This is a genomic window from Neobacillus sp. NPDC058068, from assembly GCF_042885335.1.
In the GTDB taxonomy this organism is placed as follows: domain Bacteria; phylum Bacillota; class Bacilli; order Bacillales; family Cytobacillaceae; genus Neobacillus.
The window spans coordinates 79,830-104,725 of the sequence record NZ_JBHVSI010000002.1 but is presented as its reverse complement, the minus strand read 5'-3'; the positions used below and the strand labels follow the sequence as shown (position 1 = coordinate 104,725).

Sequence of the window (24,896 nt, the reverse complement as noted above, 5' to 3'; positions counted from 1 at the left end):
ATAAAGGATATGGAAGGATTTGCCCCGAGTCTTAGATTTTTCATTGAACTAACAGATGTAAAAACGGCTGTATGGTTACAGTATTTATATATTGTAATCCTCGCGGCAATTGTATATAAGTTAGGCTTTGCAAAAAAACTGCCTCTTTTGAAAAACATTGTGATTTATTTCTGCCTCTTAATTGGGTGCTTAGTGATGCTGATTTTTTCTTATGCACTGCCAATTGCGGAAGGACTAGCAGGTGCTGCGATTTTATTAATTATTTATAAAATTCGCTTACACCAAACGAAAAAGCAGCAGACAGAAGCGAAATAACGGGGGATACCTAAATGAAATCCTTACAAGATGCACTTTATAATTGGCTTACGATAAAGGTTGTTTTTGATGCTCGTCCTGAAGATACGGCAGCAAAAGAAACACTTGAATACTTTGATGAGATGTTAACATCAAAGCACCACGTTTCGAATATCGAAACGACTACAGATGAAATGATGTATTATCTTTCATACCAGCAAGGCGAAGAAATGAAAAAAGCACGCTATCCGCGTGAGTTAATTGAAATTATGCTCGACCAAATTAATAATGAGCCTGAAAAGTATGAGAACTATCCAACAGAGGAATAAGAAAAAAACCCGCTTGCAATTCCGATAAGGTTATTGCAAGCGGGTTTTTCTTTACCAATCATCTTTATCAATTTTTGTACGATATAACTTGAAATTGCCTGTATCGATGCGTGCGTTTGTTTTTTCGGTTATTCTTGAGCTGCATTCATTGCACATATATGTATGGATTGGACGATTGCGCAGGCGTTTGGCTTCTAACGATTCATCTGCTATCGCTTCGATTTTATCGCAGATCACACACTTTACTCTCATTAAGGCACCTCTTTTAATTCTTTCTAAATCAGAATATTTATAGTATAACATGGCAGCGCATTGCCAAGTAAATCAATTGCGTTTATATTGATGAAAAAATGGGATAGTAGTAATATGAGAATATCTGTTTATACAAGAAAAGCGGAAGCGCCTTGCTCAGGGGCGATAGGCATAAGACGAGCCTTCTTGACGGATTGGCTTATGACCCGAGCCCCTAGGCGCTGAAGCTGGACAATTCTCAAAGTCAGATGATATAATTTTTGATTCAATAATTAAAGGGGTTGTAAAGATGGTAAATCAAGTAGAGCCAAAGCTCATCAGTCCATTATATGAAGGGCTGCAAAAAGAACGGTTCGTAACTCTAGCAACAATTGACCATGAAACAGGAGGGCCAAACGTCAGCGCAATTTCCTGGATTTTAGCAAAGGATGACAGTACCATCTATTTTGCAGTTGATAATCGTTCCAGAATACTGGAAAATATTAATAAAAATAATAAAGTGGTTATCAATTTAATTGCTAATGAATCTACATATTCAATACAAGGGGATGCCCGGGTTAAAGAAGAAAGACTGCAAGATGTACCGCTAAAGCTTGCCTTGGTTGAAGTTTCAATTAGAGAAGTACGGGATGTTATGTTTTACGGTTCGAAAATTATCACAGAAGTTCAGTATGATAAGACATACGATAAAAATGCGGCAGAAAAGTTAGACAGACAAGTTATGGATGCAATGAAAAAAGCTTAGGATTCCTAAGCTTTTTTCCATGACCAAGTTTTATTTATGGTGATTTGATTGGTCTTCTTGTTCCTTCTTTAATTTATCTTCTTCATTTGCTGGGAGTTTTTTGTCCGGTTTTTCAGTTGCTTTCTTCGGGCTTGGGGTAATTAAATCCCCTGGTATTTCTGGCATTAATCGACCTGCAACATCTGCAAGCTCCTCCATAATGCCTCGTATCGGCTTGCCTTTTTTAATATCTGCTTGGATTTCTTTTAAACGCGCTGTTGTGTCTGCATCAGCTACGACAACAGCGTTAGCGCCATGTGGATCTTTTTTCAAGCTTTCTGCTACAGAATATTTAATCGACCCGACCTGTGAACGGTCAAGCTTAGCATTTACGTCGATACCGACAATCGCATATCTCCCTATTACTACAGCAGTTGCATCATTCACACCGGGAATGCTTGTTGCAAGCTGAACCAGGTGCTTGGATATTTGTTGACCCGACTTGCGGTCAACACTTTCAATATAACTGTTTTTTACGTTCACTAATGAATGGTTTTCACTTTTTGCCATTTCCTTATGTTTATCGGTATTACATCCGCCTAAAAGCAAACAAAGTGCAGCTATCGCAAAGAATTTCTTCATTTAACACCCTCCAAGATGCATTATTAAAAGGTTAAATAATTACTAACGCTAGAATTTAACCATCCTTGAGTGCTTACTTACATTTATTGTGCGGAATTCCTTCTATCTTTATTCTGATTTACATATATTTTACCAAAGTCCAATAAGCGCAAAGAGGTTGTTGGAACTTTTTTACAATCTTGACATCCAGTGAAGCGGGAGGCGTCGCTTTGAGTAAAATATACGTGTTAGATACAAATGTCTTACTGCAGGACCCGTATTCCCTTTTTTCCTTTGAAGATAATGAAGTGGTTATTCCAGCAGTAGTTCTTGAAGAAGTGGACTCAAAGAAAAGATACATGGATGAAATCGGGAGAAATGCACGGCACGTATCGAGATTAATTGATGGTCTTAGAGCTTCAGGGAAGCTTCATGAAAAAATCCCTCTTGAGAACGGGGGAACAATAAAAATTGAATTAAATCATCGGGCCTTTCATGAGCTTCAAGATATTTTTGTTGAGAAAACAAACGATAATCGCATACTTGCGGTTGCTAAAAATTTATACTTAGAAGAACAAGCGAAAGAAAATGGCAAGCCTGTAATTATAGTAAGTAAGGATGCTCTAGTTCGAGTAAAAGCAGATGCCATTGGATTAACGGCCGAAGATTTTTTAAATGACCGGGTGGTTGAAATAGATCATATATATACAGGTTTTTTCGAAGTACTCTTGCCGATTGAATTATTAGGTCGTTTCTATGAAAAAGGGGAGTTATTCCTTTCTGAGTTTGCAAATCATCCGTTTTATCCTAATCAATTTCTTCTAATGAAAGATGCTCTTGGCAGTTCTGCATCAGCTATTGGAATGGTGGACAAAACGAGTAAGAAGGTAAAAAAATTAACCTTAAATCAAGAGCATGTTTGGGGAATCCATTCAAGGAATGTGCAGCAGACGATGGCGATTGAATTATTGCTGCGGAAGGATATCCCGCTTGTTACCTTAACAGGCAAAGCTGGGACAGGAAAAACATTGCTTGCACTTGCTTCCGGATTAATGCAAACGGAGGATTTCAAAGAATATAAAAAGCTATTAGTCGCTAGACCGATTGTACCTGTCGGTAAAGACTTGGGGTTCCTGCCAGGTGAAAAGCAAGAGAAACTAAGACCGTGGATGCAGCCGATTTATGACAACTTGGAATATCTCTTTAATACAAAAAAGCCAGGCGAACTGGATGCAATTTTAGCCGGTATGGGTTCGATAGAGGTGGAGGCGTTAACGTATATTCGTGGCAGAAGTTTACCTAAACAATTTATTATCATTGACGAAGCACAAAACTTAACGAGGCATGAAGTAAAAACAATCTTAACTCGGGTGGGAGAGGGAAGTAAGATTGTGCTAATGGGAGACCCGGAACAGATTGATCATCCATATCTCGATGCCTACAATAATGGCCTTACCTTTGTTGTTGAAAGGTTCAAGGACCAAGACATTTCAGGGCATGTTAAGCTATTAAAAGGAGAACGGTCAGGATTGGCGAGGCTCGCAGCGGATTTATTATGAGAAAGACGGGTGCCAGGGGCACCCGTCTTATTTTACTGTAAAACCTCTTACATTTTTAATTGGATCCTGCTGATTAGAGCCATCACCGAAGTAGACATGAACCGGCCCATCAGCATTTAACGGTTTACCGGTATCTGAGAACGCCAAGATTAAATCAAAGGCACGTTCAAGAAGTACTTCGTAATCACCATCGGTACTATGAATGACCAATGTATGTGCATCATCGGCAGGCTCAGAATTTACCAAAAAAGGCTTGAAAGGAATTCCGAAAGTCCCAGTTAATACTTTTTCCTTTTCAAATTTCTTTTCTGTTTTTAACGTCGGAGGATAAATGGCTCCCTCCATAATTTCGCGGTCCCAGTGTTTTGAGACAGCCTTTGTATAATCTTCCAATGAATTCGAGATCACTTTGTTTATTGAAAAATAAGTAGTCAAATCAATGCGGCGGTCATCAAAAATCCAGACGCTTGGTTCAAGTGTAATCGTATACTTTACTTTACCGGATATGATTATAATATTTTCCATCTTCCATTCCTCCTAAAGGCTAACATGAATAAGTATAACTTTTTTTAGAGTGAATGTCATAAAAGTAACTCCTGTATGGCAATATCCTTCATTGTTCTTGCAATTTTCGCTTGTAAACGGTAAAATTTATAGATAAGTTGAATTATCGCTCTGAATTGGGGGGATTAATGTTGGCGTCTGAAATGATCGTGAATCATCAGGAAAAAGCCTATGCCTTATTGCAGGCTGACGCTGAAAAGATATTAAAGCTTATCAAAGTGCAAATGGACAATCTCACGATGCCTCAATGCCCTCTTTATGAAGAGGTGTTGGATACACAAATGTTTGGGCTGTCGAGAGAAATAGACTTTGCTGTCCGATTAGGCTTAATAGATGGTAAGGATGGAAAAGCGATTTTAGATCAATTAGAGAGTGAATTATCTGCGCTTCACGATGCTTCCTTAAGAAAATAGTAGAACATGAACTCAAACAATAACGATGAATTGTTTGAGTTTTTTATTACCTGATACAAATTTCAGAATATTCTTTATTAAAATTTGATAACAAAAATACTTTCCTCAAGTCATATCAGTCGTTTTCTATTATAATAGAGTAGAGTTTATCAATTTTGAAAATGAGGACAACGTAAATGATTAAAAAAATAGTGAAGTCATATGATTATACCTTAATCATAGCTATAATCCTTTTGTGTGCTTTTGGTTTAGTTATGATTTACAGTGCCAGCATGGCATGGACTGTTCAATATTATAAAAAGCCAAGTGATTTCTATTATCAAAGGCAAAAATTGTTTTTATTAGCCTCTTCTTTTGTCTTTATTTTTTGTGCAATTGTTCCATATAAAATGATGCAATTTACAAAATGGTTTCTCGCACCAATGGTTTGTTTATCTATTTTTGGTCTTTTAGGCTTGGATCTTTTTGGACATGTTGCTGGCGGTGCACAAAGCTGGTATCAAATTGGTCCGTTTAAAATCCAGCCATCTGAGTTTGTAAAGCTTATTGTCATCATCTATTTGGCCGCTGTATACGCAAAAAAGCAGGCGTATATTAATCAATTTAATAAAGGAGTCCTGCCGCCATTAGTATTTCTGTTTATCGTTTGCGGGTTAATTATCTTGCAGCCTGATTACGGTACTGCCTTTATTATCGCTGTGATTGCCGTCACCATTATTTTTGCATCCGGGATGAATTTTAAAAGTATTTCGAAATTAATTATCATGGCTCTTATTGTCCTCCTGCCAATTGCATTTGTTGCTAAAGATAAAATACTTTCTGAGAAGCGTACAAACCGATTTGCTGTACTAGATAATCCTTTTGCTCCGGAGCTTGTAAATGATGCAGGATTTCACTTAGCCAACTCCTACATCGCTATCGGTTCAGGTGGTGTCAATGGACTTGGTTTAGGAAAAAGCATCCAAAAGCTCGGTTATTTACCTGAAGCACATACAGATTTCATTATGGCAATCATTGCCGAAGAATTAGGTATTTGGGGAGTAAGCTTTGTTATTATTCTTTTGGCTTATATCGTCTTAAGAGGAATTTATATTGGCTTACAATGTAAAGATCCTTTTGGGAGCCTGCTTGCTATAGGGATTTCTAGTATGCTTGGTATTCAGTCCTTTATTAATTTGGGGGGGATATCAGGGGTTATTCCGCTTACAGGTGTACCGCTGCCATTTATCAGCTACGGTGGTTCCTCGGTGTTAATGCTTGCTGCCGCGTCAGGAATTCTCGTAAATGTGTCGATGTTTACGAAATATGAAAAAACATATAAAACTAAACAGGTACTAGTGGACAAAAAGAAACAACAGCGTGATGGTAAGGTTTTCTATCTTTAATGTTTAGCGAAATCAAATGATAAAAAATTAGCTGCCGGATATAACCCGGCAGCTTTTTTAGTGATGATTTCTTTTGGACCTTGAATATAACAAGAGAAAATAACTTAATACCCCAAATAAGCAAGTAATAAAGAAGGCGTGCGATAGTGCAATGTACAGATTCAATCTGCTGAAAATAATGAAAGCACCGGCAATAACCTGTAATGAAACGAGAATGAAAGAGATGATCCATCCCCAATATAAAACCTTTTGCTCTTTGTAACGGCGAATGGTCAAAATAAATATGTAAGTTATCCAGATAAAGATTAAACCCGCTGCGGCCCGATGTCCCATTTGCACCCATTCATACATGTTAGCAGGTAATGAGGGGTCGTCATTTAAGCATAAAGGCCAATCGCGGCAAATGAGGCTTGCCTTTGTGTGCCGGACCAATGCCCCGGTGTAAATAACCAGATAACTATAAATGGAAACACCGATTATATGAAAGCCCATTCTCTTATCAATATACAGTTTTTCTGCATCAAACTTCTTATCGATTTCAAATATAAGCAACGTCAACAAGAATACTGCTGCAAATGAAATCAGCGAAATACCAAAATGCAGGGCAAGGACAAACCCTGATTGTCCCCATTTTACTGCTGCGGCCCCAATTAAGCCTTGTAAAAGTAAAAAGAAAAAGGAGAGAAAAGAAAGAAATTTTGTTTCTCTAATATGACCAATCGCCTTCCATGACCAAATCGAAAGGATGAGAACCAAGACCCCAACTACTCCTGAAACTAGTCTGTGTGCAAGCTCAATGATTAACTCAGGGGATATTTCTAATGGAAGAAATTTACCGTTGCATAATGGCCAAGATCTCCCGCAGCCCATCCCAGAGCCAGTTTTTGTAACTAATGCACCGCCAAGTAAAACTAATACCATTCCGATGGTGGTCGCAACCGCCAGCCACTTCAGAGAACGTCGCAAAAAATTCACCTCTTATAAATGTTCAATGATTTGTCAAAAAAAAAACTTGACAGTATAATGGAGTAAAAAAGTAGAAAGATAAAAAGTACCTAATTCATCATAACGAAATAACTAGGAAAAGAACAGAAATTCAACTTAAATTTTGAAAGGTAAATTTAAGACGATGATAGATTAGTCGATAACTTTTATTTTCCACTATTATTATAGTGGAAAACATTGAAACTTCCACCATAGTCTGTTAGAAATATTTATAGAAGGATTATTTTCTGTAACATTGCTTATTTTTCCAAATTTACAGGTCTAAAATCCGATAATAAAAGATAATATATCTTCAAACACAATTTAGTCAAAAATTATTCAAAAAAAGTTCACAAAAATATCGGAAAGTGTGATTTAATATACAGAGAAAGTGTTTTGTAAATCACTGCATTTTTTATAACGGATATTTTTGTCACTCCTTTAATCCAACAGAACATAAATGTGTGAAGCATACATCTATTTTTGATTTATAACAGGAGGGCAAAATAGTAAGTTTCGATAACCCTCATATGGTGAATATATGTGAATAAGGATTAGGAGGAGAAATAAATGTCCAACTCTAAGGCTTATGGAGAAGCAGCCATAGAAAATGGCGCTGGGAGCCTGAATTCAACTATAGAAAAAACCTCTGTATGGAAAGACTTTACGGCCTTAATCAAAATTGGAATTGTCAATTCAAATCTCATTACCACCTTTACTGGATTATGGCTTGCACTTCATTTTACTGGTCAAAGCTTCCTAAATAATTTAGATATCGTGTTTTTTACGGTTGCAGGTTCCTCCCTTATCATTGCAGGATCATGTGCCATTAATAATTATGTTGATCGTGATATTGATCATTTAATGGAAAGAACGAAGGCAAGACCTACGGTTACCGGGAAAGTGCTTCCTGCGAAAGTTCTTCTATTAGGTATTATCCTGATTGGACTGGGAACACTGTTTTTATTCTTTACAACGATGACTGCAACAGTAATTGGACTGCTTGGAGTTTTTAGTTATGTTTTCTTGTACACGTTATGGTCTAAGCGGCAATTGGTTTCTAATACAATTATTGGAAGTATCTCTGGTGCCGTTCCGCCGCTAATAGGCTGGGCTGCAGTAGATGCAAACCTTGATATCATGGCGTGGGCATTGTTTGTCCTCATGTTTGTTTGGCAGCCACCGCATTTTTATGCTCTGGCTATGAGGAGAGTAAAAGAATATAGAGCGGCTGGAGTTCCGATGCTGCCTGTAGTGAAGGGTTTTAAAACAACTAAAATCCACATTGTAGTCTGGGTTGCGGCATTACTGCCAATCCCATTTTTTCTAACCAAATTAGGAATCCCATTTCTAATTCTTGCAACCGTTTTAAATATCGGCTGGCTTGCATTAGGGATTTATGGATATAAGATCAAAGATGACATTAAGTGGGCAAAACTAATGTTTGTTTACTCTTTGCAATATTTAACTATTATTTTTGTAGCGATGGTCATTGTTACATTAATTTAGTTTTGTTTCACGATTCTTTTCTGAACCAGGAAAGAATTATCTACATACTTCTTTGATCTACCAGAAAAAATTATCAATTTAAAAGTGAAAGAGGGGTTTGATTTAGCTATGAAAAGGCTTGCAAAATGGCGCCTATTACCGTTATTTGCGATTTTAGCGCTTGTGCTTTCCGGATGCCGCGGTGAAAATTTTGTTTCGGCGTTAAGGCCTGCCGGTGAAGTTGCAGATATGCAATTTGGTTTAATGAAGCTAAGTACGTATGTTATGATTGGGGTTATCCTTGTCGTAATGATTATTTTTGTGATCATCTTTTTCCGCTTTAGACGAAAAGATGATAAAGATGAAACGATTCCAAAACAGGTGGAAGGAAGTCACACATTAGAAATTATCTGGACTGCTATTCCGATTCTCTTACTCTTAATCCTGGCTGTCCCAACTGTTTCTGCTACATTTAGACTTGCAGATGTTTCACCAATGGATAAGAAAAATTCAGATGCTCTTGTTATTAATGTTCGTTCCCATTTATATTGGTGGGATTTTGAATATCCAGGTCAAAAGCTTGTAACGAGCCAGGAGCTGGTAGTTCCAACGAATGAAAGAGTTTATTTTAACCTTAAATCATTAGATGTAAAACATTCATTCTGGATTCCAGCCGCTGGTGGTAAATTAGATACCAATACGGATAATATCAATAAATTCTGGTTAGAGTTTGATGACAAACGTTCAAATGAAGCTGGAAACCTTTTCTATGGGAAATGTGCTGAGCTTTGCGGTCCGTCCCACGCATTAATGGACTTCAAAGTAAAAGCAATCAGCCGTGATAAGTTCGATGCTTGGGTTACGGCGATGCAGGATATAAAAGAACCGCAAAAAGCACAAAGTGATTTAGCAGTTCAAGGTCAAGATATTTTTAATAAAAGCTGTATCGGCTGTCATGCTGTGACACCTGAAAACAAAATGCCTGATACTGCGCGACAAGCGCCAAACTTAACAAACTTTGGTGACCGCGCCCGGATTGCTGGTTTTTTAGATCATAATAAAGAGAAATTGAAACAGTGGATTAGTAATCCTGAAACCTATAAACCAGGCAACTTGATGACTGGAAAATATGATCAGATGTCTCCTCAAGAGCTCGACGCATTAGCAGAATATTTAATGGGCTTAAAGGTTCAGGAATAATAGGGGAATTGGTTGAAAGGGAGGTATAATTTGTGAGTACCATTGCTCAAAAAAAGGGATTTGGCGGAACGTTATGGGACTTTTTAACAACAGTTGACCATAAAAAAATTGCCATCCTATATCTTATTGCAGGTGGATTTTTCTTCGTTGCAGGCGGACTTGAGGCTGTATTCATCCGCATTCAACTTGCAGTGCCAAACAATGATTTTGTAAGTGCCGGAGCATTTAATCAAATTATTACGATGCACGGAACAACGATGATTTTCTTAGCAGCTATGCCGCTTTTATTTGCCTTTATGAATGCGGTCATGCCGCTTCAGATTGGTGCTCGTGACGTTGCATTTCCGTTTGTAAATGCACTTGGATTTTGGTTATTCTTTTTCGGTGGAATATTCCTAAACCTTTCATGGTTTCTAGGCGGAGCTCCAGATGCAGGCTGGACATCGTATGCATCACTTGCGATTCATTCTAAAGGTCATGGCGTTGACTTCTATGTCCTTGGTTTGCAGATCGCCGGACTTGGAACGCTGATTGGTGGAATAAACTTTCTGGTTACGATTATTAATATGCGCGCACCTGGTATGACGTATATGAGGATGCCGTTATTTACCTGGTCTACCTTTGTTGCTTCGGCGATGATTTTATTTGCTTTCCCGCCATTAACTGTCGGCTTGACATTAATGATGTTCGACCGTTTATTCGGTGCGAATTTCTTCGAAGTGGCAATGGGTGGTAATACTGTAATTTGGGAACATCTTTTCTGGATCTTCGGTCACCCTGAAGTTTACATTTTAATACTGCCGGCTTTCGGTATTTTCTCGGAAATTTTCGCTATCTTCTCCAGAAAACGTCTATTTGGTTATTCATCCATGGTGTTTGCAACCGTGTTAATTGGTTTCTTAGGGTTCATGGTATGGGCTCACCATATGTTCACAACTGGGTTAGGACCAGTTGCGAATGCTATATTCGCAGTTGCTACAATGGCGATTGGGGTACCAACTGGTATTAAAATATTTAACTGGCTGTTTACGATGTGGGGTGGAAGTGTTAAATTCACTACTCCAATGTATTATGCATTTGGTTTTATTCCATCATTTGTTTGTGGTGGTGTAACAGGGATCATGGTTGCTACAGCTGCTGCCGACTACCAGTATCATGATACGTATTTTGTCGTTGCACACTTTCACTACGTAATTGTTGGTGGTGTAGTCCTAGCAATTCTTGCAGCAACACATCTATGGTGGCCAAAAATGTTCGGTACGATGTTAAATGAAACATTAGGAAAGATTACTTTCTGGTTCTTCTTTATTGGTTTCCATCTAACATTCTTTATCCAGCATTTCTTAGGTCTCTGGGGAATGCCGCGCCGTGTGTTTACTTACCTTCCAGGGCAAGGGTTCGATTTCTCGAACTTAGTAAGTTCAATTGGTGCTGCATTTATGTCAATTGGTGTCCTTGTGCTTCTCTATAACATCATTATGACACAAGTGAAAAATGTAAAAGTTGGAAATGACCCGTGGGGCGATGGAAGAACACTTGAATGGGCAATTCCATCACCACCGCCATTCTATAACTTCAAGCAGCTGCCGCTCGTTCGCGGGTTAGATGCATACTGGTTAGAAAAAATGGCTGGTAAAAAAGGGATGACGCCGGCTGAACCGCTTGGTGATATTCATATGCCGAACGCGTCATTCATTCCGTTTATGATTTCGTTTGGATTATTTATTGCTGCCTTTGGAGCGATGTATCATAAAGATAACGCCTGGGGACTCCCAGTCATCATCTTGGGCTTACTCGTGACATTTGGATCAATGTTCTTACGTTCCGTTAAAGATGATCACGGATTCCATATCCACAAGGAAGACTTAGTAGAAGATAATGATAAGGGGGTTAAGGCATAATGCACGCTGAAGAAAAAATGACGTATGAAAAATGGCCTGCTGCGCCGGAGAAAACAACCCTTGAGGCAAAAAATAAATTCTTAGGATTTTGGTTATTCTTAGGGGGAGAGACAACCTTGTTTGCCTCTCTCTTCGCAACCTACCTTGCATTAAAGGATAAGGTTCCAAGCACCGAAGCGACTTTAGCAAAGGATTTATTTGATTTACCATTAACATTTGTCGCGACAATGCTTCTCTTAACGAGTTCATTAACAAGTGTTTATGCAATGTATCATATGAAAAACTTTGCGTTTAAAAAGATGATGGTTTGGCTCGGGCTTACAGTATTATTAGGTTTCGGGTTTCTTGGGCTTGAGGTTTATGAGTTTAATCATTATGTGCACACATATAAACATACCTTTACAAGCAGTGCATTCGGATCTGCCTTCTATACATTAGTTGGTTTCCACGGTGCACACGTAGCCTTTGGTTTATGCTGGATTTTATCGTTAATGATCCGCAACTCTAAACGCGGCTTAAGTCTTTACAATGCACCAAAGTTTTATGTTGCTAGTCTTTACTGGCACTTTATCGACGTAGTGTGGGTGTTTATCTTTACAGTAGTTTATTTAATGGGAATGGTGGGATAAACTGATGACGAATCAACAATTAAATTCAGGTAACCCAAGTGTTGACATTGAATATCGCCGCCGCAAAAGTGCGGAGGAAATGAGATATCAAGTAGTTTCTTTTTCGTTAATGATTTTCTTAACCTTAATTGCGTTTGCGTCAGTGGCAATTAAAGGTTTTACCTCATGGTTTACCGTGCCGTTTATCTTGCTTTTAGCGGCCGTACAGGTTGTATTTCAATTGTTTTATTTCATGCATATGAGTCATAAAGGTCATGAAGCTCCACAATTGTTTCTGTTTTCTGGAGTGTTTGTTGCCATGCTTACGGTATTGACATTTGTTACCATTGTTTGGTGGTAAGTAAAAAAGGAAAATCGGCGTTATGCCGATTTTCTTTGTTAAGAAGGTATATACTATATCTTTGCTTACTGTTTTTTTGATGGCTGTAATAAAGACAGGATTTTTTACTATATTTCGAGGTGATATTTGGTGCTTACATTAAATATTTTTGGTTTTAAAGCCCTTTGGAGCCCGTATTTTTTATTGTTTATACTTGCAGTAATAGCAGCATATTTTCTCATTACAATTAAATTTAGAACAAAATTTCAGGGGAGTGAGCCGTTAACAGTAAAACAAGCGTCATTGTTTTTAACCTCAATGGTTCTCCTTTATGCTGTTAAAGGCTCACCGCTAGATTTAATGGGTCATTTAATGTTTTGGGTCCATGGAATTACCATGGTTGTTCTAGTATTATTGCTGCCGCCATTGTTCATTAGCGGGATTCCAGCATGGCTTTGGAGAAGCATATTAAAAATTAATGTTCTTAATGCTTTATTCAACCTATTTACCAAACCAGTTATCGCAGTTCTGTTATTTAATGGTCTGTTTTCTTTCTACCATATACCGCTAATTTTTGACCATATTATGCAAAACCGCTTTTACCATGGAGGCTATTCGGTCCTTTTATTCGCGGCGGCTATTTGTATGTGGTGGTCATTAATCAGCCCTCTTCCGGAATATCAGCCATTAAGCGGGATTAAAAAAGTAGCTTATTTATTTGCAAACAGTATGTTAATCACGCCCGCTTGTGCACTGATTATTTTTTCAGATTCTTCATTATATGCGACCTATCATGACCCGGAAGTTTGGGGTCAGGTTATGAGTTTATGTGTTGGACCTTCCACATTTTCTAATTTGAACCTAAGTGGGCCGGAGTTGTTTAGCTCAATGTCATTGGTCGATGACCAGCGGCTTGGCGGTGTAGTGATGAAAATTATTCAGGAAACTATTTATGGTGTTGTGTTAGCCCAAGTATTTTTTGAATGGTATCGTAAAGATCAGGAAGAATCAGAACGAGAGATGAATAATCCGATTTTAAATCCAACCCTTGTTGAATAAACTCCCATTCATTTGGGAGCTTTTTTTATAGTCGGACAGGTTTTATTTGAATTGGATACGGAACTGCACTAAAATGAGGATAGAACTTATAAAAGAGAGGAAATATAAATGGATTCATTACCGATTTTACCAACAATCAGTACGTCATTCATTGTTTTAAGTGCTATTACGGTAGCAATTGGCTGGTGGCAAATAAAACAAAGGAAAATTGAAGCCCACAAAAAGACGATGTTTTTTGCAGCTGTTTTTGCTATTATCTTTTTTATTATTTATGCATCAAGGACTATTTTTATCGGGAATACCTCCTTTGGCGGTCCTGATGATATCAAAATCTATTACACCATCTTTTTAGTTTTTCATATTACGTTAGCTACGATTGGAGCGGTATTCGGGATTGTTTCGTTACTGACAGGATATAAAAATAAACTGTCTATCCACCGCAAGCTTGGCCCAATAACGAGTTTCATTTGGTTCTTTACAGCAATTACAGGGGTTGCTGTTTATCTATTGTTATATGTGTTCTACAAAGGCGGAGAGACCACATCGATGATAAAGGCAATTCTTGGACTATAATTGAAAAAGACGCATGAAAAAAATATTCATGCGTCTTTCTCTGTTTATAAAGCAAATTTGCTAACTTCTTCTTTCACTGTCTCAAGAATCTTTTTGCAAGAGTTCACAAGGGAAGTCGGGAAGTTTTCACCTTCACCATATTCGACGCCATGTGGATAATAATGCTTTCCAAGTAATGGTGTCATTAATTGGATTGTTGCCTTGAAAGTATCAACGTCCCCTTCGACCGCATAGCCTTGAACCCGGAGGTAAAATACACCTTCTTTTAATTCAAACTTGCGATCATATGTAACACGTTCGTAGTCCCATTGACCTGCACGTACTAAACCGTGATTATCCATTACCTCATCTAATCGGTTTAAATCTGCCTTTAACTTTTCGATACCCGTATTCTCGAATTTCATCAAAAATCCCTCCTAAAACGATTACCATTACCCCTATGTTACCCATTTTCGGTATTACAGCAAGTAGAATTCATTTTAATAATAGTTGAAAATGTTACAACTTGCAATGGATACATACAGCGAATAAAACAATCTTACTTGGAAAACCTATAATTTGATAATGCAATCTGTAAAAAGGGGCGATACGATGGGAAAAATTCGTGATATTATGACCGATGAGATTGAGTGCTGTACATTATTAGATAATATGTTTGAAGTTGCACTAAAAATGAAGGAATTAAATGTAGGAGCCATACCAATTGTAGATCAAGATAAACTAGTTGGGATGATAACAGACCGGGATATTGTAATAAGAGGTGTTGCAGAAAAACACCCGGGTTCATCAAAAGTAGAAGCAATCATGAGTAGTGACCTGATAACTGTTACCCCCGATACATCCAGTAAAGAAGCGGCAAAGTTAATGGCAGAGCATCAAATCCGGAGATTACCTGTTGTTGAAGACGGTAAATTAATTGGAATCGTTTCACTTGGTGATTTTGCCATTAATGAATTAACCGATGACCAGGCAAAGGATGCACTTTCGGAAATATCCGAACAAAATTATAATGGTGTTCAACATTGAAAAAATAATTTCAAAAATTTGCAGTTTATAAATAGACAGGTACAAACTGTACCTGTTTTATTTTGGTTGTTAGGAAAAACATCCTAATAGGCATATGTGCAACTCCGTCTCATGAACCGCCTAACAGCTTGCCAATCGACGAGTTTTCTTTGCTAATGACTATTACTAATCAGGATATAGATGATATAATTAATGAATAATCAATAATATGATTGAAAAAGTAATAGAGAGGGTGAAGACCTCTGCGAACTCTAAGTCGAATTCTGATACTTTCGGTAATTTTCTTAACAATTGGTTTTTATGTTAACATAAATGAAAAAAGTGAAAATAATGTATTGATCAGAGAAGATCATACTTCAGAAATGAATCCAACCTTACCTGTGACCGACAATAAGACAAACAAGAAAACTGTTTCTGAAAAACCAAAAGAAGGATTAGCATTATTAATCGGAGAAGACGTCAATGCCTTAGAAAAACAACTCGGAGCACCTGCACGTGTTGATGAATCTATGTATGGTTATCGATGGTATATTTATAATCAGGACTACAGCCACTATGTACAGGTTGGTGTTGAAAATAATCAGGTTGTGACGATTTATGCTATTGGAGAAAGCTTAGATGTTGCTCCATTTGAGATCGGACAGCCAGTGGAGGAAATTTTTAATACCCAATATATTGATACAAATATTAATCTTGAACTAAATGGTAATTCCTATCGTTTTGAATTGAATGATAACGATTTAAATCTTCGACCAATGGTTCAAATAGGTGATATTTATGTTCAGCTCTATATCGATAAGTTTACGGGGAACCTCTCGAGTGTGCGTTTTTTGAATACACAAACGCTGATTAAACAAAGGCCATATGAGCTTGTTTACAGCGGTGAATTAATCGAGCCTCCTGCTCCAAGTGAGGATGCGTGGAAGATCATTGAATATGGTACGGCACAAGAGATTTTTGATATTACCAATGTTTTACGAATGAGGCATAATCTAAAACCACTGAAATGGGATGAGAGTACTGCTGAAGTCGCATTTGGACATAGCAAGGATATGTATGAAAACAATGATTTTTCTCATACCTCCAAGAAATTTGGCGATCTCGCTACTCGACTAAAGACAGCGCAAGTTGAATTTGAGGCTGCTGGTGAAAATATTGCAGCCAAATATACAGACGGGCCTGCAGTGGTGGAAGGCTGGCTAAATAGCAAAGGTCACCGGGAATCATTATTAAATAAGGATTATTCGCATCTTGGAGTAGGGGTATATCAAAAGTTTTATACACAAAACTTTATTCAAAAGAATGAGCCATAAAAAAGGTGACAATCCTGTCACCTTTTTTCAATCTCATAATGACTAAAAAAAAATTTATTTCCTACCCAGCACCCATAAACAAGAATTACTTCCCCGACAGTAAACGATTCAATTTTAATATCTTTTAAAATGGGTGTTTTCTTTTTGGCGGTGACTATTTTTGTGTCTGTTTGGAGGTTAAGTGTTTGTACATATATGAAACGATGGTAATAAAAGCGTTGCTTCTCTTCAACAATACTTTTAATTTCCCCAGTTAAAACCGATTCTTCCCTCACATTACTTACAGCAAGCCATTTCTCATCCTGTTCCTTTATTTCTTTTCTAGTCAGCCAAAAAAAGTATAAACAAATGATTGGGATAACAATGGCGGTAACCATTATTGATCAAACCCCTCAATTTATTTTTTTATGATAAAAAAAGTCCCTGTTGCATAGGCGATTTTTTTCCCATCACTACGAAAAGCTTCCCCGGATATAACAAATGTTTTACTGCCTTTATGAATGATTTCAGCTCTACAGCGGAGTGATTCGCCAATTCCCGGTGCGATGTAATGGATATTTAGCTGATTCGTTACAGCCCCAAAGCCCTCTGGAAGCAGGAAATTAACTAAGCTTCCCATCGCAGTATCCAGAACCGTCGCAGTAATGCCGCCATGAACAATATTTAGGTTATTATTAATAATCGGATTAATTGGAATTGTTATTTCACAGGATTCTTTGTCGATCGTTCTTTCCATCTGGAGGATTCCATCAATAAAAGTGGTCCGCTTGCGATTTATTTTTTTTTCGACTGCTTCTAAAAGGCTCGAGAGGACATCTAAATCTGTCTCTGACCCATTTTCGATACATGATTCTAATAATTGACGTAATTCGTCTTTCATTTCCTTTACCTCTTTCATTTCTTTTTCTTTTGCTTTTGTTATCTTAACATTCAATTAGATAATTATAAATATTTTCACATCAATTGAGTTTTCACCTTTCTTCATTTCCTACATATTGTATTATTGGCGATGAATATGGGCAGAGGTGAGAAATATGACGCAAAAAAAATTGCACCCTTCCGTGCTAAAATTTAAAGAATTCGTAAAGAATAATCCGAAAGTTATCAAAGAGGTTCGGAATGGAAAGGCAACCTGGCAAGAATTATATGAAGATTGGTACCTATTAGGCGAGGAAGATAAGCGCTGGGAATCAATTGGAACAGAAACTGAATCAGAACCTGAAACCAACACCGAGACCAAGGGTGATTGGATGTCCAATATCATGGGAATGGTCAAGAAAATGGATCCAAATCAAATGCAAAATCATATTACTAACTTAAGTCAGGCGTTAGGTGCTATTCAGGGTGTTATCGCACAATTTCAAGGGGGGAATCCAACAGCGGGTGCCGTAAAGCCGCCAGAAGGGCCAAAGAATCCCTTTGTATTTAGAAAAGATTAATGGAGGGGAAGCTTAAACGATGCGAAGGGAAGTACTAGAGTATATAGGGCGACAGAAGGACCTTAAGCAATTTCTAAGGGAACAGCCTCATTGGTATCGGAAGCTGTCTAGAAATCCATATGATATACAGTCTCTAGAAGTTGCATCCTTACATTATTATAAAAAAACAATTCCTGATCAGGTCGAGAAATTCTCAAGCGGCGTCCAAATGGCGAATATGATGTATCAGATGTTTCAGGTAATGAAAACTCAAAATTAACAAAGGACCACATTTACAATAAAATGTGGCCTTTTTTTATTTTTGGCTGTGTAAAAGAACATTGTTGATTTTGAATACAATGTTGATTGGAGTGGAAGGCGCGAGACTCCTGCGGGAGCAGCGGGACAGGTGAGACCCCGCAGGCGCTTTAGCGCCGAGGAGGCTCACCGCCCGCCCCGCGGAAAGCGAAGCGCCTGGAACGGAAATCAACATCCAAATTTAACAGAGCCTTATTTTTTGTAAAAAGACTAAAAAATAAAAAGGAGGCGAACAATACAGGAAAGAAGGAGTGATTGGATTGAATGGGGTAATTCCTAAAGCTCTAATAATACTGTTAATGGGTATCACGATGGGATGTCAAAAGGATTTGCCAAAGCCTGAAACGAAACCCAAAATCGTGATAATGGAACTGACAAATAGGAAGCAGTTCGAGACTTTGCCTGTTTATAATCAAAATACTAATGAAATACCTTCTTTAATCGTGAATCATGAAACAAGGGGAAGTCAGGTAATGATCGAGTGCATCGTTACCGGAATTAGCTTCCGTGAAACAGATCGTTCTAAGGATAAGGTTGGCAAAATGGTTGTTTGGATTGATGGAAAAAGAGCATCTGAAGCCTCCGCAGCAGCCTTTATTATTAAAGGACTATCACCAGGAAGTCACAAATTAAAGATAGAAGTGGTTAAATTAAATAATGAACCATACGGATTAACAAAGGAATTTATGGTAAATATCCCTAAATAAAAGGTAATTTTCGCTTTCTCCAAGTATTAATGATAAAATGACTTTGGAGGTGGGCGTACATGCTTGCTACGATAGAGAGAATTGAACTATTGGAAAATGCTGAAAACTTAGCTAGGATGGTCCTAGAATCCGATATAGCAGAACAATACCAAATTTGTTTATATAAAATGCGAAATAACAAGGAAACACAGCGGAAGATAAACCAATTTGTCAACCTAAAGGAACTTTATGAAGAGGTTCAGCGCTTTGGCAAATACCACCCTGATTATAAACGGGTCATGATGCAAATTCGTGAATATAAACGGGAAATGGATTTAGATCCCCTTGTTGCAGAGTTTAAGTTAGCTGAAAATGATTTGCAAGGCCTTTTGGATGAAATCAGTATGTTGGTTGGCGGAGCAGTCTCAAGCCATATAAAAGTACCAACTGGCAACCCGTTTTTCGATTCGAAGTCCAGTCACGGTAGCGGCTGCGGCGGCGGCGGCAGCTGCGGGTGCGGGTGAAGAAGAAAAGAAGCGGAGTAGCAAAAAATTTTGAATTGATAAAGTTTGTTTTAATATGCTAAACTTATGTAAAATGATGGTTATGCTGAAGGGGAAAAAAGTATGTTTGTTCAAAGGCAAGGATTAGTTGTTTGGCTTTATTCATTAAAACAAGCTAAAATGCTAAGGCGCTTCGGAAATGTCCATTACGTGTCAAAAAAGCTGAAATACGTGGTTTTATATTGTAATCAAGAAGATCTAGAGGGAATTATGGAAAAGTTAAATTCCTTTTCATTTGTTAAAAATGTAGAACCCTCCTATAAACCATTCTTAAGAATGGAGTATGAGAATTCAGCACCAGATAAAGCGAAAGAATATGATTATAAAATGGGTATTTAAAAGGTGGGGCCGCTTTGCCTCACCTTTTTCCTGTTGTGGAAGATAAAAAAAAACCCTGCAGAAATATCTGCAGGGTCCTTCTATATCCTCATAAAGGATAGAAGGCAAAGGGAGAGGAGAAACCGGAGGAAGAACTTATGGGGAAACGTAAGTCTTCTCCGCGGTTGGCAACAACATCCTCGAATTGATGTTGTTAATAACATTATTTCCACAACCAAAAAGCTTATACGTACTTTTCATAAATTTTCCCGCCTACTTGTAATTATTTGTCGGATTATTGATAATGCATCATTCTTATCGATTTTTTACAACTGATTTGTGTACTTTTTGTAAATTATGATAGGATGGATAAAGAAATTGGATTTAATAAAAAAATGTGGTGATATTTTTGTGAGAGTGGTATCAGGAGTTTGTAAAGGAAGACCCCTTAAGGCGGTACCTGGAAATTCAACCAGGCCAACTACGGATAAAGTTAAGGAAGCATTATTTAATATGATTGGACCTTATTTTGACGGGGGAATAGGCTTAGATCTATTTGCCGGCAGCGGGGGATTAGGTCTGGAGGCATTAAGCCGTGGAATGGAAAAGGTTATTTTTGTCGATCGTGATGCAAAAGCGATTCAAGTGATTCATGAAAATATTCAGGTCTGTAGATTTGAAGAACAAACAGAGGTCTATCGTAACGACGCAGACAGAGCATTGAAGGCGCTTATTAAACGGGAAATGAGCTTTGATTACATATTTTTGGACCCGCCCTATAAATTACAACAGCTGGTCAGTTTGATGGAGAAAATCGATAACCATGATTTAGTAAAACCTAACGGAATTATTGTCTGCGAGCATAGTTTTGACGTCGAATTACCGCAAATGGCCGGTCGGTTTACGCAAATGAAAGACGAAAGGTATGGAGTAATTGCTGTGACGATTTATATGCGAAACAATGGAGAGTAAGGGGGAGACATTTTGTCAAGCATTGCTGTTTGTCCAGGGAGTTTTGATCCAATAACCTATGGCCATGTAGATATTATTCGCAGAGGGGCCAAGGTTTTCGATAAGGTATATGTGGTTGTTCTGAATAATTCAGCAAAAAATCCGCTGTTTACGGTTGAGGAAAGAATTAGTTTAATTAAAGAGGTGACTAAGGATATTCCAAATGTAATCGTGGATGAATTTTCAGGCCTGCTAGTCGAATATGCAAAAAGTGTCAAGGCCAATGCCATTATTCGCGGCTTACGGGCAGTTTCAGACTTTGAGTACGAAATGCAAATTACTTCGATGAACAGGGTGCTTAATGAGGACATTGAAACCTTTTTCATCATGACTAATAACCAGTATTCCTTTTTAAGTTCCAGTATTGTGAAAGAGGTTGCCAAGTACAATGGGGACATATCGACACTCGTCCCGCCGATTGTTGAAAAGGAATTGCAGAAAAAATTTTTGCTTAAATAAATGGCTGTGTTAAAGAACATTGTTGATTGTGAGCACAATGTTGATTGGAGTGGAAGGCGCGAGACTCCTGCGGGAGCAGCGGGACAGGTGAGACCCCGCAGGCGCTTTAGCGCCGAGGAGGCTCACCACCCGCCCCGCGAACCGCTCGCGCCTGGAACGGAAATCAACATTCACTTTTAACACAGCCAAATAAATAAAAGAGCTAGCAATCTAATTGCTTAGCTCTTTTTTAATCGTGTAAACAAAATTAACACATAGACTAACAAGGAAAGAATGGTAATAAGCGGACCCATCTCTAACATTTTGTGGTAGAAATAATTCGCCCATGATCCTTCCCCAAAAAAACCAACTGGAATGGCATTGGAGGGCTGCTCATTGCTGCTAAAGCGCAAGTATATTGGTTTCCAAAGGATGAGAGCAAACAAGCTGGCAAAAATACCATGCATGATTCTCGCGATAAAAAAGGGCTTAAACCTGATATCTGTTTGTGCAAGGATGCTGGCAACCTGGGCTTGGACACTAAAACCGCTGAAGGCCAAGATGAAACTTGTAATCATTGCCTGTTGCAGAAGTGTCGCAGCTTCTACACGACTTGTCAGGTCGCTCCCTAAGGTAATTTCAAATAATCCCGAAATAAATGGGATGCTTAACATTTCTGGAAACGATAAAAAGGAGAGACCCATTTCAACAGTTTTTCCAAGAGCAGCTGTTATATGTAAATGATAAAGAAGTTTGTTCACTACCGAGAAAAGAATAATAAATCCACCGACCATTAACAAGGTTTGAATGGATGAATTGACAGCATCACCCAGAAGTTTCCCGATTGGCCGATTGTCTTTTAATCTAGTTTGATGCAGTGCGGAAATGGCGGTTCTAATTTTAAATTTTTTTCTTCTTTCCCTCGTTTCGTCAGGTGATTCATTCCCATAAAATCGCATGATGATGCCAACACATATATTCCCTAGATAATGGGCTAATCCGAGGAGAAGACCTAAACGGGGATTATGGAAGAATCCTACTGAAACAGCTCCGAAGATAAATAACGGATTCGAAGAATTTGTGAAAGAAACGAGCCTTTCCGCCTCAATTTGTGTTAATTGGCCCTCCTCGCGTAATCTCGCTGTAAATTTGGCACCTGCTGGGAAACCTGAAGCCATCCCCATTGCCCATACAAAACCGCCAACACCAGGCACCTTAAAAAGCGGCCTCATGAAGGGTTCCAGCAAAACGCCAATGAACCTAACAACCCCGAAGCCAATTAACATTTCAGAAATAATAAAAAAAGGTAACAGTGAAGGGAAAACGATTTCCCACCACATATCGAGACCGCGGATAGAGGCTTTTAATGACTCTTGCGGGAAAGAAATAAGTGAAACTGCCAAAATAGTGACGGATATGGATAAAAAAATAGTTTTTAATTTTGACCGATCCAATGAAGGGGACCTCCTTCTAAGGCGATAGACTAGTTCAAACTGTGCAAATCAAATAGTTGAATGATAAAATAGGAAATATTCTTTTATGAACTTTGGAAAAAACGATGTCTAGCTGCAGCATCTGGGCGCTTGCGCGTTTTGTTCTTGTCCCATATAACACAAATATACTCATAGAAGGTTATTTTAGACCATAAGATTGAATGAGATAGCAGAGAATCCATGGATGAATAAATTGGAGGTAGCGAATATGGAGCACCCTAGAATAGGTTTAGCACTTGGTTCGGGCGGTGCACGAGGGTTTGCTCATTTAGGAGTCATTATCGCCTTAAAAGATGCGGGAATTCCGATTCATCTAATAGCCGGCAGCAGCATGGGGGCACTTGTTGCCAGTTTTTACGGGGCAGGCATCGACTTGGACCGGTTATATAAATTTTCAACGGCCTTTAAAAGGAAATACTTTTTGGATTTTACCGTTCCAAAAATGGGCTTTATCTCAGGAAAGAAAGTGAAGGAATTTATCAAGGTTTTTACTCATGGAAAAAATATTGAGGACTTATCAATCCCAATTGGCATTGTCGCAACCGATTTATTAACAGGAGAAAAGGTTGTTTTCAAAAAGGGGCCTGTCGCTGAAGCAGTAAGAGCAAGCATCTCTATCCCCGGGATATTTGTGCCGGAAAAATATAATGGGAGGCTCTTGGTGGACGGCGGTGTTGCTGACCGTGTTCCTATCTCTGTTGCGAAAGAAATGGGTGCAGATATTGTGATTGCCGTAGATGTTTCAATGGTAAAACGTAACGCTGAAATTACCTCGATATATGATGTCATTATGCAGAGTATTGACATTATGCAAGCGGAAATAGTCAACAGCAGGGAGACCACAGCCGACGTGATGGTCCGCCCTCCTGTCGATATGTATAGCTCGCGGGCCTTCACAAATATTGAGGAAATTATCAACCTTGGTCAGGAAGAAACTAAAAAATATCTTACGCAAATAGAAACCGTCATTGAACAGTGGAAGGGGTAAACTAGCAATGCGCAAAAAAATATATTTAGGATCCTTCGTTTTACTTGCCATCATCTTAATAGGCGGGATGAATTATTCATTGCCCTATTATGTATCAAAACCCGGAATGGCGAAAGAGCTTGGTCCGATTATAACGGTGGAAAATGGCTATAAGGATGAAGGAAACTTTATGCTTACAACAGTAAGAATGGGAAGGGCTAATATTTACTCCTATTTAGAAGCAAAGATGCGGAAATATGAAGAACTTTATCCATTGGATATGGTGTTAAATAAAGAAGAAACGGAGGAAGAGTACAATGTAAGACAGCTTCATCTAATGGCCGCTTCGAAGCTGAATGCGATAGAAGTAGCATACCGGAAAGCTGGAATGCCTATACACTATAATTATAAAGGGATTTATGTCATGCAGGTGATTTCCGATATGCCGGCATCAGGGAAGCTTCAAGCAGGGGATCGGATTTTCAAAGTGGATGGGCATCAATTTCCGTCCTCAGAAGAATTCATTAACTATGTTGGCAAAAAACAAGCCGGGGATAAGATTGAATTAACTTTTTCTCGAAATAAGGCAACAAAAAATGTTACCTTGAGTCTTCAGCAGTTTAAAGAGGACCCTAAAAGGGTTGGCATTGGAATTTCATTAGTAGATGATAAGGACATTGTTGTCGATCCAAAGGTTACAGTTAAGACAGATACAATAGGCGGACCGTCTGCGGGGCTGATGTTTTCATTGGAAATTTATAACCAATTAACGAAAGATGATTTGACAAAGGGCTATCAAATTGCCGGAACAGGCACGATTGATGTTGACGGCACTGTAGGCCCGATTGGCGGGATTGAACAAAAAATAGTCGCAGCTGACAAGGCAGGAGCGGAGTTCTTTTTAGCTCCGAATGAAAAAGGGGCTAAGAATTCTAACTACCGGGCTGCCGTAAAGACCGCTCGTGAAATTAAGACAAAAATGAAGATTGTTCCAATAGATACTTTCGATGAAGCAGTTCAATATTTAGAAAAGCTCCAAGAGAAGTAAAAA

32 protein-coding genes are annotated in these 24,896 nt (G+C 38.4%); 24 read left to right on the top strand and 8 right to left on the bottom strand.

Annotation, left to right across the window (positions count from 1 at the left end):
* Positions 1–9 precede the first annotated feature (9 nt).
* Entirely contained in the window at positions 10–315 is a 306-nt protein-coding gene (locus tag ACFVSW_RS02740) for a YlaH-like family protein (protein WP_387311878.1), read from the top strand.
* A 14-nt stretch (positions 316–329) separates the two neighbouring features.
* Positions 330–623 carry a hypothetical protein gene (locus ACFVSW_RS02735; RefSeq protein WP_387311875.1) on the top strand — a complete coding sequence of 98 codons (294 nt, stop codon included), beginning with the start codon at positions 330–332 and terminating at the stop codon, positions 621–623.
* A gap of 51 nt (positions 624–674) precedes the next feature.
* Here ACFVSW_RS02735 and ACFVSW_RS02730 read toward each other — a convergent pair whose 3' ends face one another.
* A complete protein-coding gene (locus tag ACFVSW_RS02730) occupies positions 675–875 on the bottom strand; it encodes a YlaI family protein (RefSeq protein ID WP_387311873.1) in 201 nt (66 codons plus the stop codon).
* A 289-nt stretch (positions 876–1,164) separates the two neighbouring features.
* Between ACFVSW_RS02730 and ACFVSW_RS02725 the strand changes: the two genes are divergently transcribed.
* Positions 1,165–1,620: a pyridoxamine 5'-phosphate oxidase family protein gene (locus tag ACFVSW_RS02725; RefSeq protein WP_387311870.1), complete on the top strand. Its 456-nt coding sequence runs from the start codon at positions 1,165–1,167 to the stop codon at positions 1,618–1,620.
* Positions 1,621–1,650: 30 nt separating this feature from the next.
* Here the strand turns inward: ACFVSW_RS02725 and ACFVSW_RS02720 are convergent, their stop codons facing one another.
* Entirely contained in the window at positions 1,651–2,241 is a 591-nt protein-coding gene (locus ACFVSW_RS02720) for a YhcN/YlaJ family sporulation lipoprotein (protein WP_387311867.1), read from the bottom strand.
* A 209-nt stretch (positions 2,242–2,450) separates the two neighbouring features.
* Here ACFVSW_RS02720 and ACFVSW_RS02715 point away from each other — a divergent pair, with 209 nt between their 5' ends.
* Positions 2,451–3,779, top strand: coding sequence for a PhoH family protein (locus tag ACFVSW_RS02715; RefSeq protein WP_387311865.1), 1,329 nt, complete (start codon positions 2,451–2,453; stop codon positions 3,777–3,779).
* Positions 3,780–3,806: 27 nt separating this feature from the next.
* Here ACFVSW_RS02715 and ACFVSW_RS02710 read toward each other — a convergent pair whose 3' ends face one another.
* Positions 3,807–4,304 carry a peptidyl-prolyl cis-trans isomerase gene (locus tag ACFVSW_RS02710; RefSeq protein ID WP_387311863.1) on the bottom strand — a complete coding sequence of 166 codons (498 nt, stop codon included), beginning with the start codon at positions 4,302–4,304 and terminating at the stop codon, positions 3,807–3,809.
* A 170-nt stretch (positions 4,305–4,474) separates the two neighbouring features.
* On the opposite strand from ACFVSW_RS02710, the gene ACFVSW_RS02705 reads away from it, so the two are divergent.
* Both ACFVSW_RS02705 and ACFVSW_RS02700 read left to right on the top strand, forming a co-directional pair.
* Positions 4,475–4,756: an Fpa/YlaN family protein gene (locus ACFVSW_RS02705; RefSeq protein ID WP_387311861.1), complete on the top strand. Its 282-nt coding sequence runs from the start codon at positions 4,475–4,477 to the stop codon at positions 4,754–4,756.
* A 176-nt stretch (positions 4,757–4,932) separates the two neighbouring features.
* Complete coding sequence (locus ACFVSW_RS02700) at positions 4,933–6,141, top strand: FtsW/RodA/SpoVE family cell cycle protein (protein ID WP_387311859.1); 1,209 nt, start codon at positions 4,933–4,935, stop codon at positions 6,139–6,141.
* Between the two features lie 57 nt (positions 6,142–6,198).
* Here ACFVSW_RS02700 and ACFVSW_RS02695 read toward each other — a convergent pair whose 3' ends face one another.
* Entirely contained in the window at positions 6,199–7,107 is a 909-nt protein-coding gene (locus ACFVSW_RS02695) for a COX15/CtaA family protein (RefSeq protein ID WP_387311857.1), read from the bottom strand.
* A gap of 588 nt (positions 7,108–7,695) precedes the next feature.
* Here ACFVSW_RS02695 and cyoE point away from each other — a divergent pair.
* The 7 genes from cyoE to ACFVSW_RS02660 all read left to right on the top strand — a co-directional run bounded on the left by cyoE (position 7,696) and on the right by ACFVSW_RS02660 (position 14,294).
* Complete coding sequence (cyoE, locus tag ACFVSW_RS02690) at positions 7,696–8,634, top strand: heme o synthase (RefSeq protein WP_387311854.1); 939 nt, start codon at positions 7,696–7,698, stop codon at positions 8,632–8,634.
* A 108-nt stretch (positions 8,635–8,742) separates the two neighbouring features.
* The gene (gene coxB / locus ACFVSW_RS02685) at positions 8,743–9,813 is read left to right on the top strand and encodes a cytochrome c oxidase subunit II (protein WP_387311852.1); all 1,071 of its coding nucleotides are present in this window, start codon (positions 8,743–8,745) and stop codon (positions 9,811–9,813) included.
* Positions 9,814–9,845: 32 nt separating this feature from the next.
* Positions 9,846–11,714 carry a cytochrome c oxidase subunit I gene (gene ctaD, locus ACFVSW_RS02680; protein WP_387311850.1) on the top strand — a complete coding sequence of 623 codons (1,869 nt, stop codon included), beginning with the start codon at positions 9,846–9,848 and terminating at the stop codon, positions 11,712–11,714.
* On the top strand, positions 11,714–12,343 hold the full coding sequence (locus ACFVSW_RS02675) for a cytochrome (ubi)quinol oxidase subunit III (protein ID WP_387311848.1): 630 nt from the start codon (positions 11,714–11,716) through the stop codon (positions 12,341–12,343). Before ctaD ends, ACFVSW_RS02675 begins: the two co-directional genes overlap by 1 nt.
* Positions 12,344–12,347: 4 nt before the next feature.
* Positions 12,348–12,683 (top strand): cytochrome c oxidase subunit IVB, encoded by a 336-nt coding sequence (gene ctaF, locus ACFVSW_RS02670; RefSeq protein WP_387311847.1) that lies wholly within the window; start codon positions 12,348–12,350, stop codon positions 12,681–12,683.
* A 129-nt stretch (positions 12,684–12,812) separates the two neighbouring features.
* On the top strand, positions 12,813–13,721 hold the full coding sequence (gene ctaG, locus ACFVSW_RS02665; protein ID WP_387311845.1) for a cytochrome c oxidase assembly factor CtaG: 909 nt from the start codon (positions 12,813–12,815) through the stop codon (positions 13,719–13,721).
* Positions 13,722–13,829: 108 nt separating this feature from the next.
* Positions 13,830–14,294, top strand: coding sequence for a DUF420 domain-containing protein (locus tag ACFVSW_RS02660; RefSeq protein WP_387311843.1), 465 nt, complete (start codon positions 13,830–13,832; stop codon positions 14,292–14,294).
* A gap of 44 nt (positions 14,295–14,338) precedes the next feature.
* On the opposite strand, the gene ACFVSW_RS02655 is transcribed toward ACFVSW_RS02660, so the two are convergent.
* Positions 14,339–14,698: a YugN family protein gene (locus ACFVSW_RS02655; RefSeq protein ID WP_387311841.1), complete on the bottom strand. Its 360-nt coding sequence runs from the start codon at positions 14,696–14,698 to the stop codon at positions 14,339–14,341.
* A gap of 187 nt (positions 14,699–14,885) precedes the next feature.
* On the opposite strand from ACFVSW_RS02655, the gene ACFVSW_RS02650 reads away from it, so the two are divergent.
* Complete coding sequence (locus tag ACFVSW_RS02650; RefSeq protein ID WP_024029160.1) at positions 14,886–15,320, top strand: CBS domain-containing protein; 435 nt, start codon at positions 14,886–14,888, stop codon at positions 15,318–15,320.
* Between the two features lie 335 nt (positions 15,321–15,655).
* Positions 15,656–16,633 carry a CAP domain-containing protein gene (locus ACFVSW_RS02645; protein ID WP_387311839.1) on the top strand — a complete coding sequence of 326 codons (978 nt, stop codon included), beginning with the start codon at positions 15,656–15,658 and terminating at the stop codon, positions 16,631–16,633.
* Positions 16,634–16,650: 17 nt separating this feature from the next.
* Here ACFVSW_RS02645 and ACFVSW_RS02640 read toward each other — a convergent pair whose 3' ends face one another.
* Both ACFVSW_RS02640 and ACFVSW_RS02635 read right to left on the bottom strand, forming a co-directional pair.
* On the bottom strand, positions 16,651–17,010 hold the full coding sequence (locus ACFVSW_RS02640; protein WP_387311838.1) for a hypothetical protein: 360 nt from the start codon (positions 17,008–17,010) through the stop codon (positions 16,651–16,653).
* Between the two features lie 20 nt (positions 17,011–17,030).
* Entirely contained in the window at positions 17,031–17,513 is a 483-nt protein-coding gene (locus ACFVSW_RS02635; protein ID WP_387311837.1) for a PaaI family thioesterase, read from the bottom strand.
* A gap of 154 nt (positions 17,514–17,667) precedes the next feature.
* Between ACFVSW_RS02635 and ACFVSW_RS02630 the strand changes: the two genes are divergently transcribed.
* From ACFVSW_RS02630 to coaD, 7 genes are all read left to right on the top strand, one after another.
* Complete coding sequence (locus ACFVSW_RS02630; RefSeq protein ID WP_387311834.1) at positions 17,668–18,072, top strand: YlbD family protein; 405 nt, start codon at positions 17,668–17,670, stop codon at positions 18,070–18,072.
* Between the two features lie 19 nt (positions 18,073–18,091).
* Positions 18,092–18,331: a YlbE-like family protein gene (locus ACFVSW_RS02625; protein WP_387311832.1), complete on the top strand. Its 240-nt coding sequence runs from the start codon at positions 18,092–18,094 to the stop codon at positions 18,329–18,331.
* Between the two features lie 298 nt (positions 18,332–18,629).
* A complete protein-coding gene (locus ACFVSW_RS02620) occupies positions 18,630–19,076 on the top strand; it encodes a hypothetical protein (RefSeq protein ID WP_387311831.1) in 447 nt (148 codons plus the stop codon).
* Positions 19,077–19,135: 59 nt separating this feature from the next.
* Positions 19,136–19,579 carry a YlbF/YmcA family competence regulator gene (locus tag ACFVSW_RS02615; RefSeq protein ID WP_387311828.1) on the top strand — a complete coding sequence of 148 codons (444 nt, stop codon included), beginning with the start codon at positions 19,136–19,138 and terminating at the stop codon, positions 19,577–19,579.
* Positions 19,580–19,681: 102 nt separating this feature from the next.
* Positions 19,682–19,957, top strand: coding sequence for a YlbG family protein (locus ACFVSW_RS02610; protein WP_024029168.1), 276 nt, complete (start codon positions 19,682–19,684; stop codon positions 19,955–19,957).
* A gap of 390 nt (positions 19,958–20,347) precedes the next feature.
* Positions 20,348–20,908 (top strand): 16S rRNA (guanine(966)-N(2))-methyltransferase RsmD, encoded by a 561-nt coding sequence (rsmD, locus tag ACFVSW_RS02605; protein WP_387311825.1) that lies wholly within the window; start codon positions 20,348–20,350, stop codon positions 20,906–20,908.
* A gap of 12 nt (positions 20,909–20,920) precedes the next feature.
* Positions 20,921–21,406 carry a pantetheine-phosphate adenylyltransferase gene (gene coaD, locus ACFVSW_RS02600; protein WP_387311822.1) on the top strand — a complete coding sequence of 162 codons (486 nt, stop codon included), beginning with the start codon at positions 20,921–20,923 and terminating at the stop codon, positions 21,404–21,406.
* A 218-nt stretch (positions 21,407–21,624) separates the two neighbouring features.
* Here coaD and ylbJ read toward each other — a convergent pair whose 3' ends face one another.
* The gene (gene ylbJ / locus ACFVSW_RS02595; protein WP_387311819.1) at positions 21,625–22,839 is read right to left on the bottom strand and encodes a sporulation integral membrane protein YlbJ; all 1,215 of its coding nucleotides are present in this window, start codon (positions 22,837–22,839) and stop codon (positions 21,625–21,627) included.
* A 247-nt stretch (positions 22,840–23,086) separates the two neighbouring features.
* On the opposite strand from ylbJ, the gene ACFVSW_RS02590 reads away from it, so the two are divergent.
* Together ACFVSW_RS02590 and ACFVSW_RS02585 are read left to right on the top strand one after the other, a co-directional pair.
* Positions 23,087–23,866 (top strand): patatin-like phospholipase family protein, encoded by a 780-nt coding sequence (locus ACFVSW_RS02590; protein WP_387311816.1) that lies wholly within the window; start codon positions 23,087–23,089, stop codon positions 23,864–23,866.
* Between the two features lie 7 nt (positions 23,867–23,873).
* A complete protein-coding gene (locus ACFVSW_RS02585) occupies positions 23,874–24,893 on the top strand; it encodes a SepM family pheromone-processing serine protease (RefSeq protein WP_387311813.1) in 1,020 nt (339 codons plus the stop codon).
* Positions 24,894–24,896: the final 3 nt, after the last annotated feature.

Coding starts and splice junctions, on each gene's coding strand:
- ACFVSW_RS02710 (WP_387311863.1), bottom strand. CDS start 4,304: ATGGAAAATATTATAATCATATCCGGTAAAGTAAAGTATACGATTACA.
- ACFVSW_RS02610 (WP_024029168.1), top strand. CDS start 19,682: ATGTTTGTTCAAAGGCAAGGATTAGTTGTTTGGCTTTATTCATTAAAA.
- ACFVSW_RS02655 (WP_387311841.1), bottom strand. CDS start 14,698: ATGAAATTCGAGAATACGGGTATCGAAAAGTTAAAGGCAGATTTAAAC.
- ACFVSW_RS02735 (WP_387311875.1), top strand. CDS start 330: ATGAAATCCTTACAAGATGCACTTTATAATTGGCTTACGATAAAGGTT.
- ACFVSW_RS02590 (WP_387311816.1), top strand. CDS start 23,087: ATGGAGCACCCTAGAATAGGTTTAGCACTTGGTTCGGGCGGTGCACGA.
- ACFVSW_RS02650 (WP_024029160.1), top strand. CDS start 14,886: ATGGGAAAAATTCGTGATATTATGACCGATGAGATTGAGTGCTGTACA.
- ACFVSW_RS02720 (WP_387311867.1), bottom strand. CDS start 2,241: ATGAAGAAATTCTTTGCGATAGCTGCACTTTGTTTGCTTTTAGGCGGA.
- ctaF (WP_387311847.1), top strand. CDS start 12,348: ATGACGAATCAACAATTAAATTCAGGTAACCCAAGTGTTGACATTGAA.
- ACFVSW_RS02625 (WP_387311832.1), top strand. CDS start 18,092: ATGCGAAGGGAAGTACTAGAGTATATAGGGCGACAGAAGGACCTTAAG.
- ACFVSW_RS02740 (WP_387311878.1), top strand. CDS start 10: ATGGAAGGATTTGCCCCGAGTCTTAGATTTTTCATTGAACTAACAGAT.
- ACFVSW_RS02725 (WP_387311870.1), top strand. CDS start 1,165: ATGGTAAATCAAGTAGAGCCAAAGCTCATCAGTCCATTATATGAAGGG.
- coxB (WP_387311852.1), top strand. CDS start 8,743: ATGAAAAGGCTTGCAAAATGGCGCCTATTACCGTTATTTGCGATTTTA.
- ACFVSW_RS02640 (WP_387311838.1), bottom strand. CDS start 17,010: ATGGTTACCGCCATTGTTATCCCAATCATTTGTTTATACTTTTTTTGG.
- ACFVSW_RS02615 (WP_387311828.1), top strand. CDS start 19,136: ATGCTTGCTACGATAGAGAGAATTGAACTATTGGAAAATGCTGAAAAC.
- ACFVSW_RS02585 (WP_387311813.1), top strand. CDS start 23,874: ATGCGCAAAAAAATATATTTAGGATCCTTCGTTTTACTTGCCATCATC.
- ACFVSW_RS02730 (WP_387311873.1), bottom strand. CDS start 875: ATGAGAGTAAAGTGTGTGATCTGCGATAAAATCGAAGCGATAGCAGAT.
- ACFVSW_RS02635 (WP_387311837.1), bottom strand. CDS start 17,513: ATGAAAGACGAATTACGTCAATTATTAGAATCATGTATCGAAAATGGG.
- ACFVSW_RS02660 (WP_387311843.1), top strand. CDS start 13,830: ATGGATTCATTACCGATTTTACCAACAATCAGTACGTCATTCATTGTT.
- ACFVSW_RS02630 (WP_387311834.1), top strand. CDS start 17,668: ATGACGCAAAAAAAATTGCACCCTTCCGTGCTAAAATTTAAAGAATTC.
- ACFVSW_RS02675 (WP_387311848.1), top strand. CDS start 11,714: ATGCACGCTGAAGAAAAAATGACGTATGAAAAATGGCCTGCTGCGCCG.
- cyoE (WP_387311854.1), top strand. CDS start 7,696: ATGTCCAACTCTAAGGCTTATGGAGAAGCAGCCATAGAAAATGGCGCT.
- ACFVSW_RS02700 (WP_387311859.1), top strand. CDS start 4,933: ATGATTAAAAAAATAGTGAAGTCATATGATTATACCTTAATCATAGCT.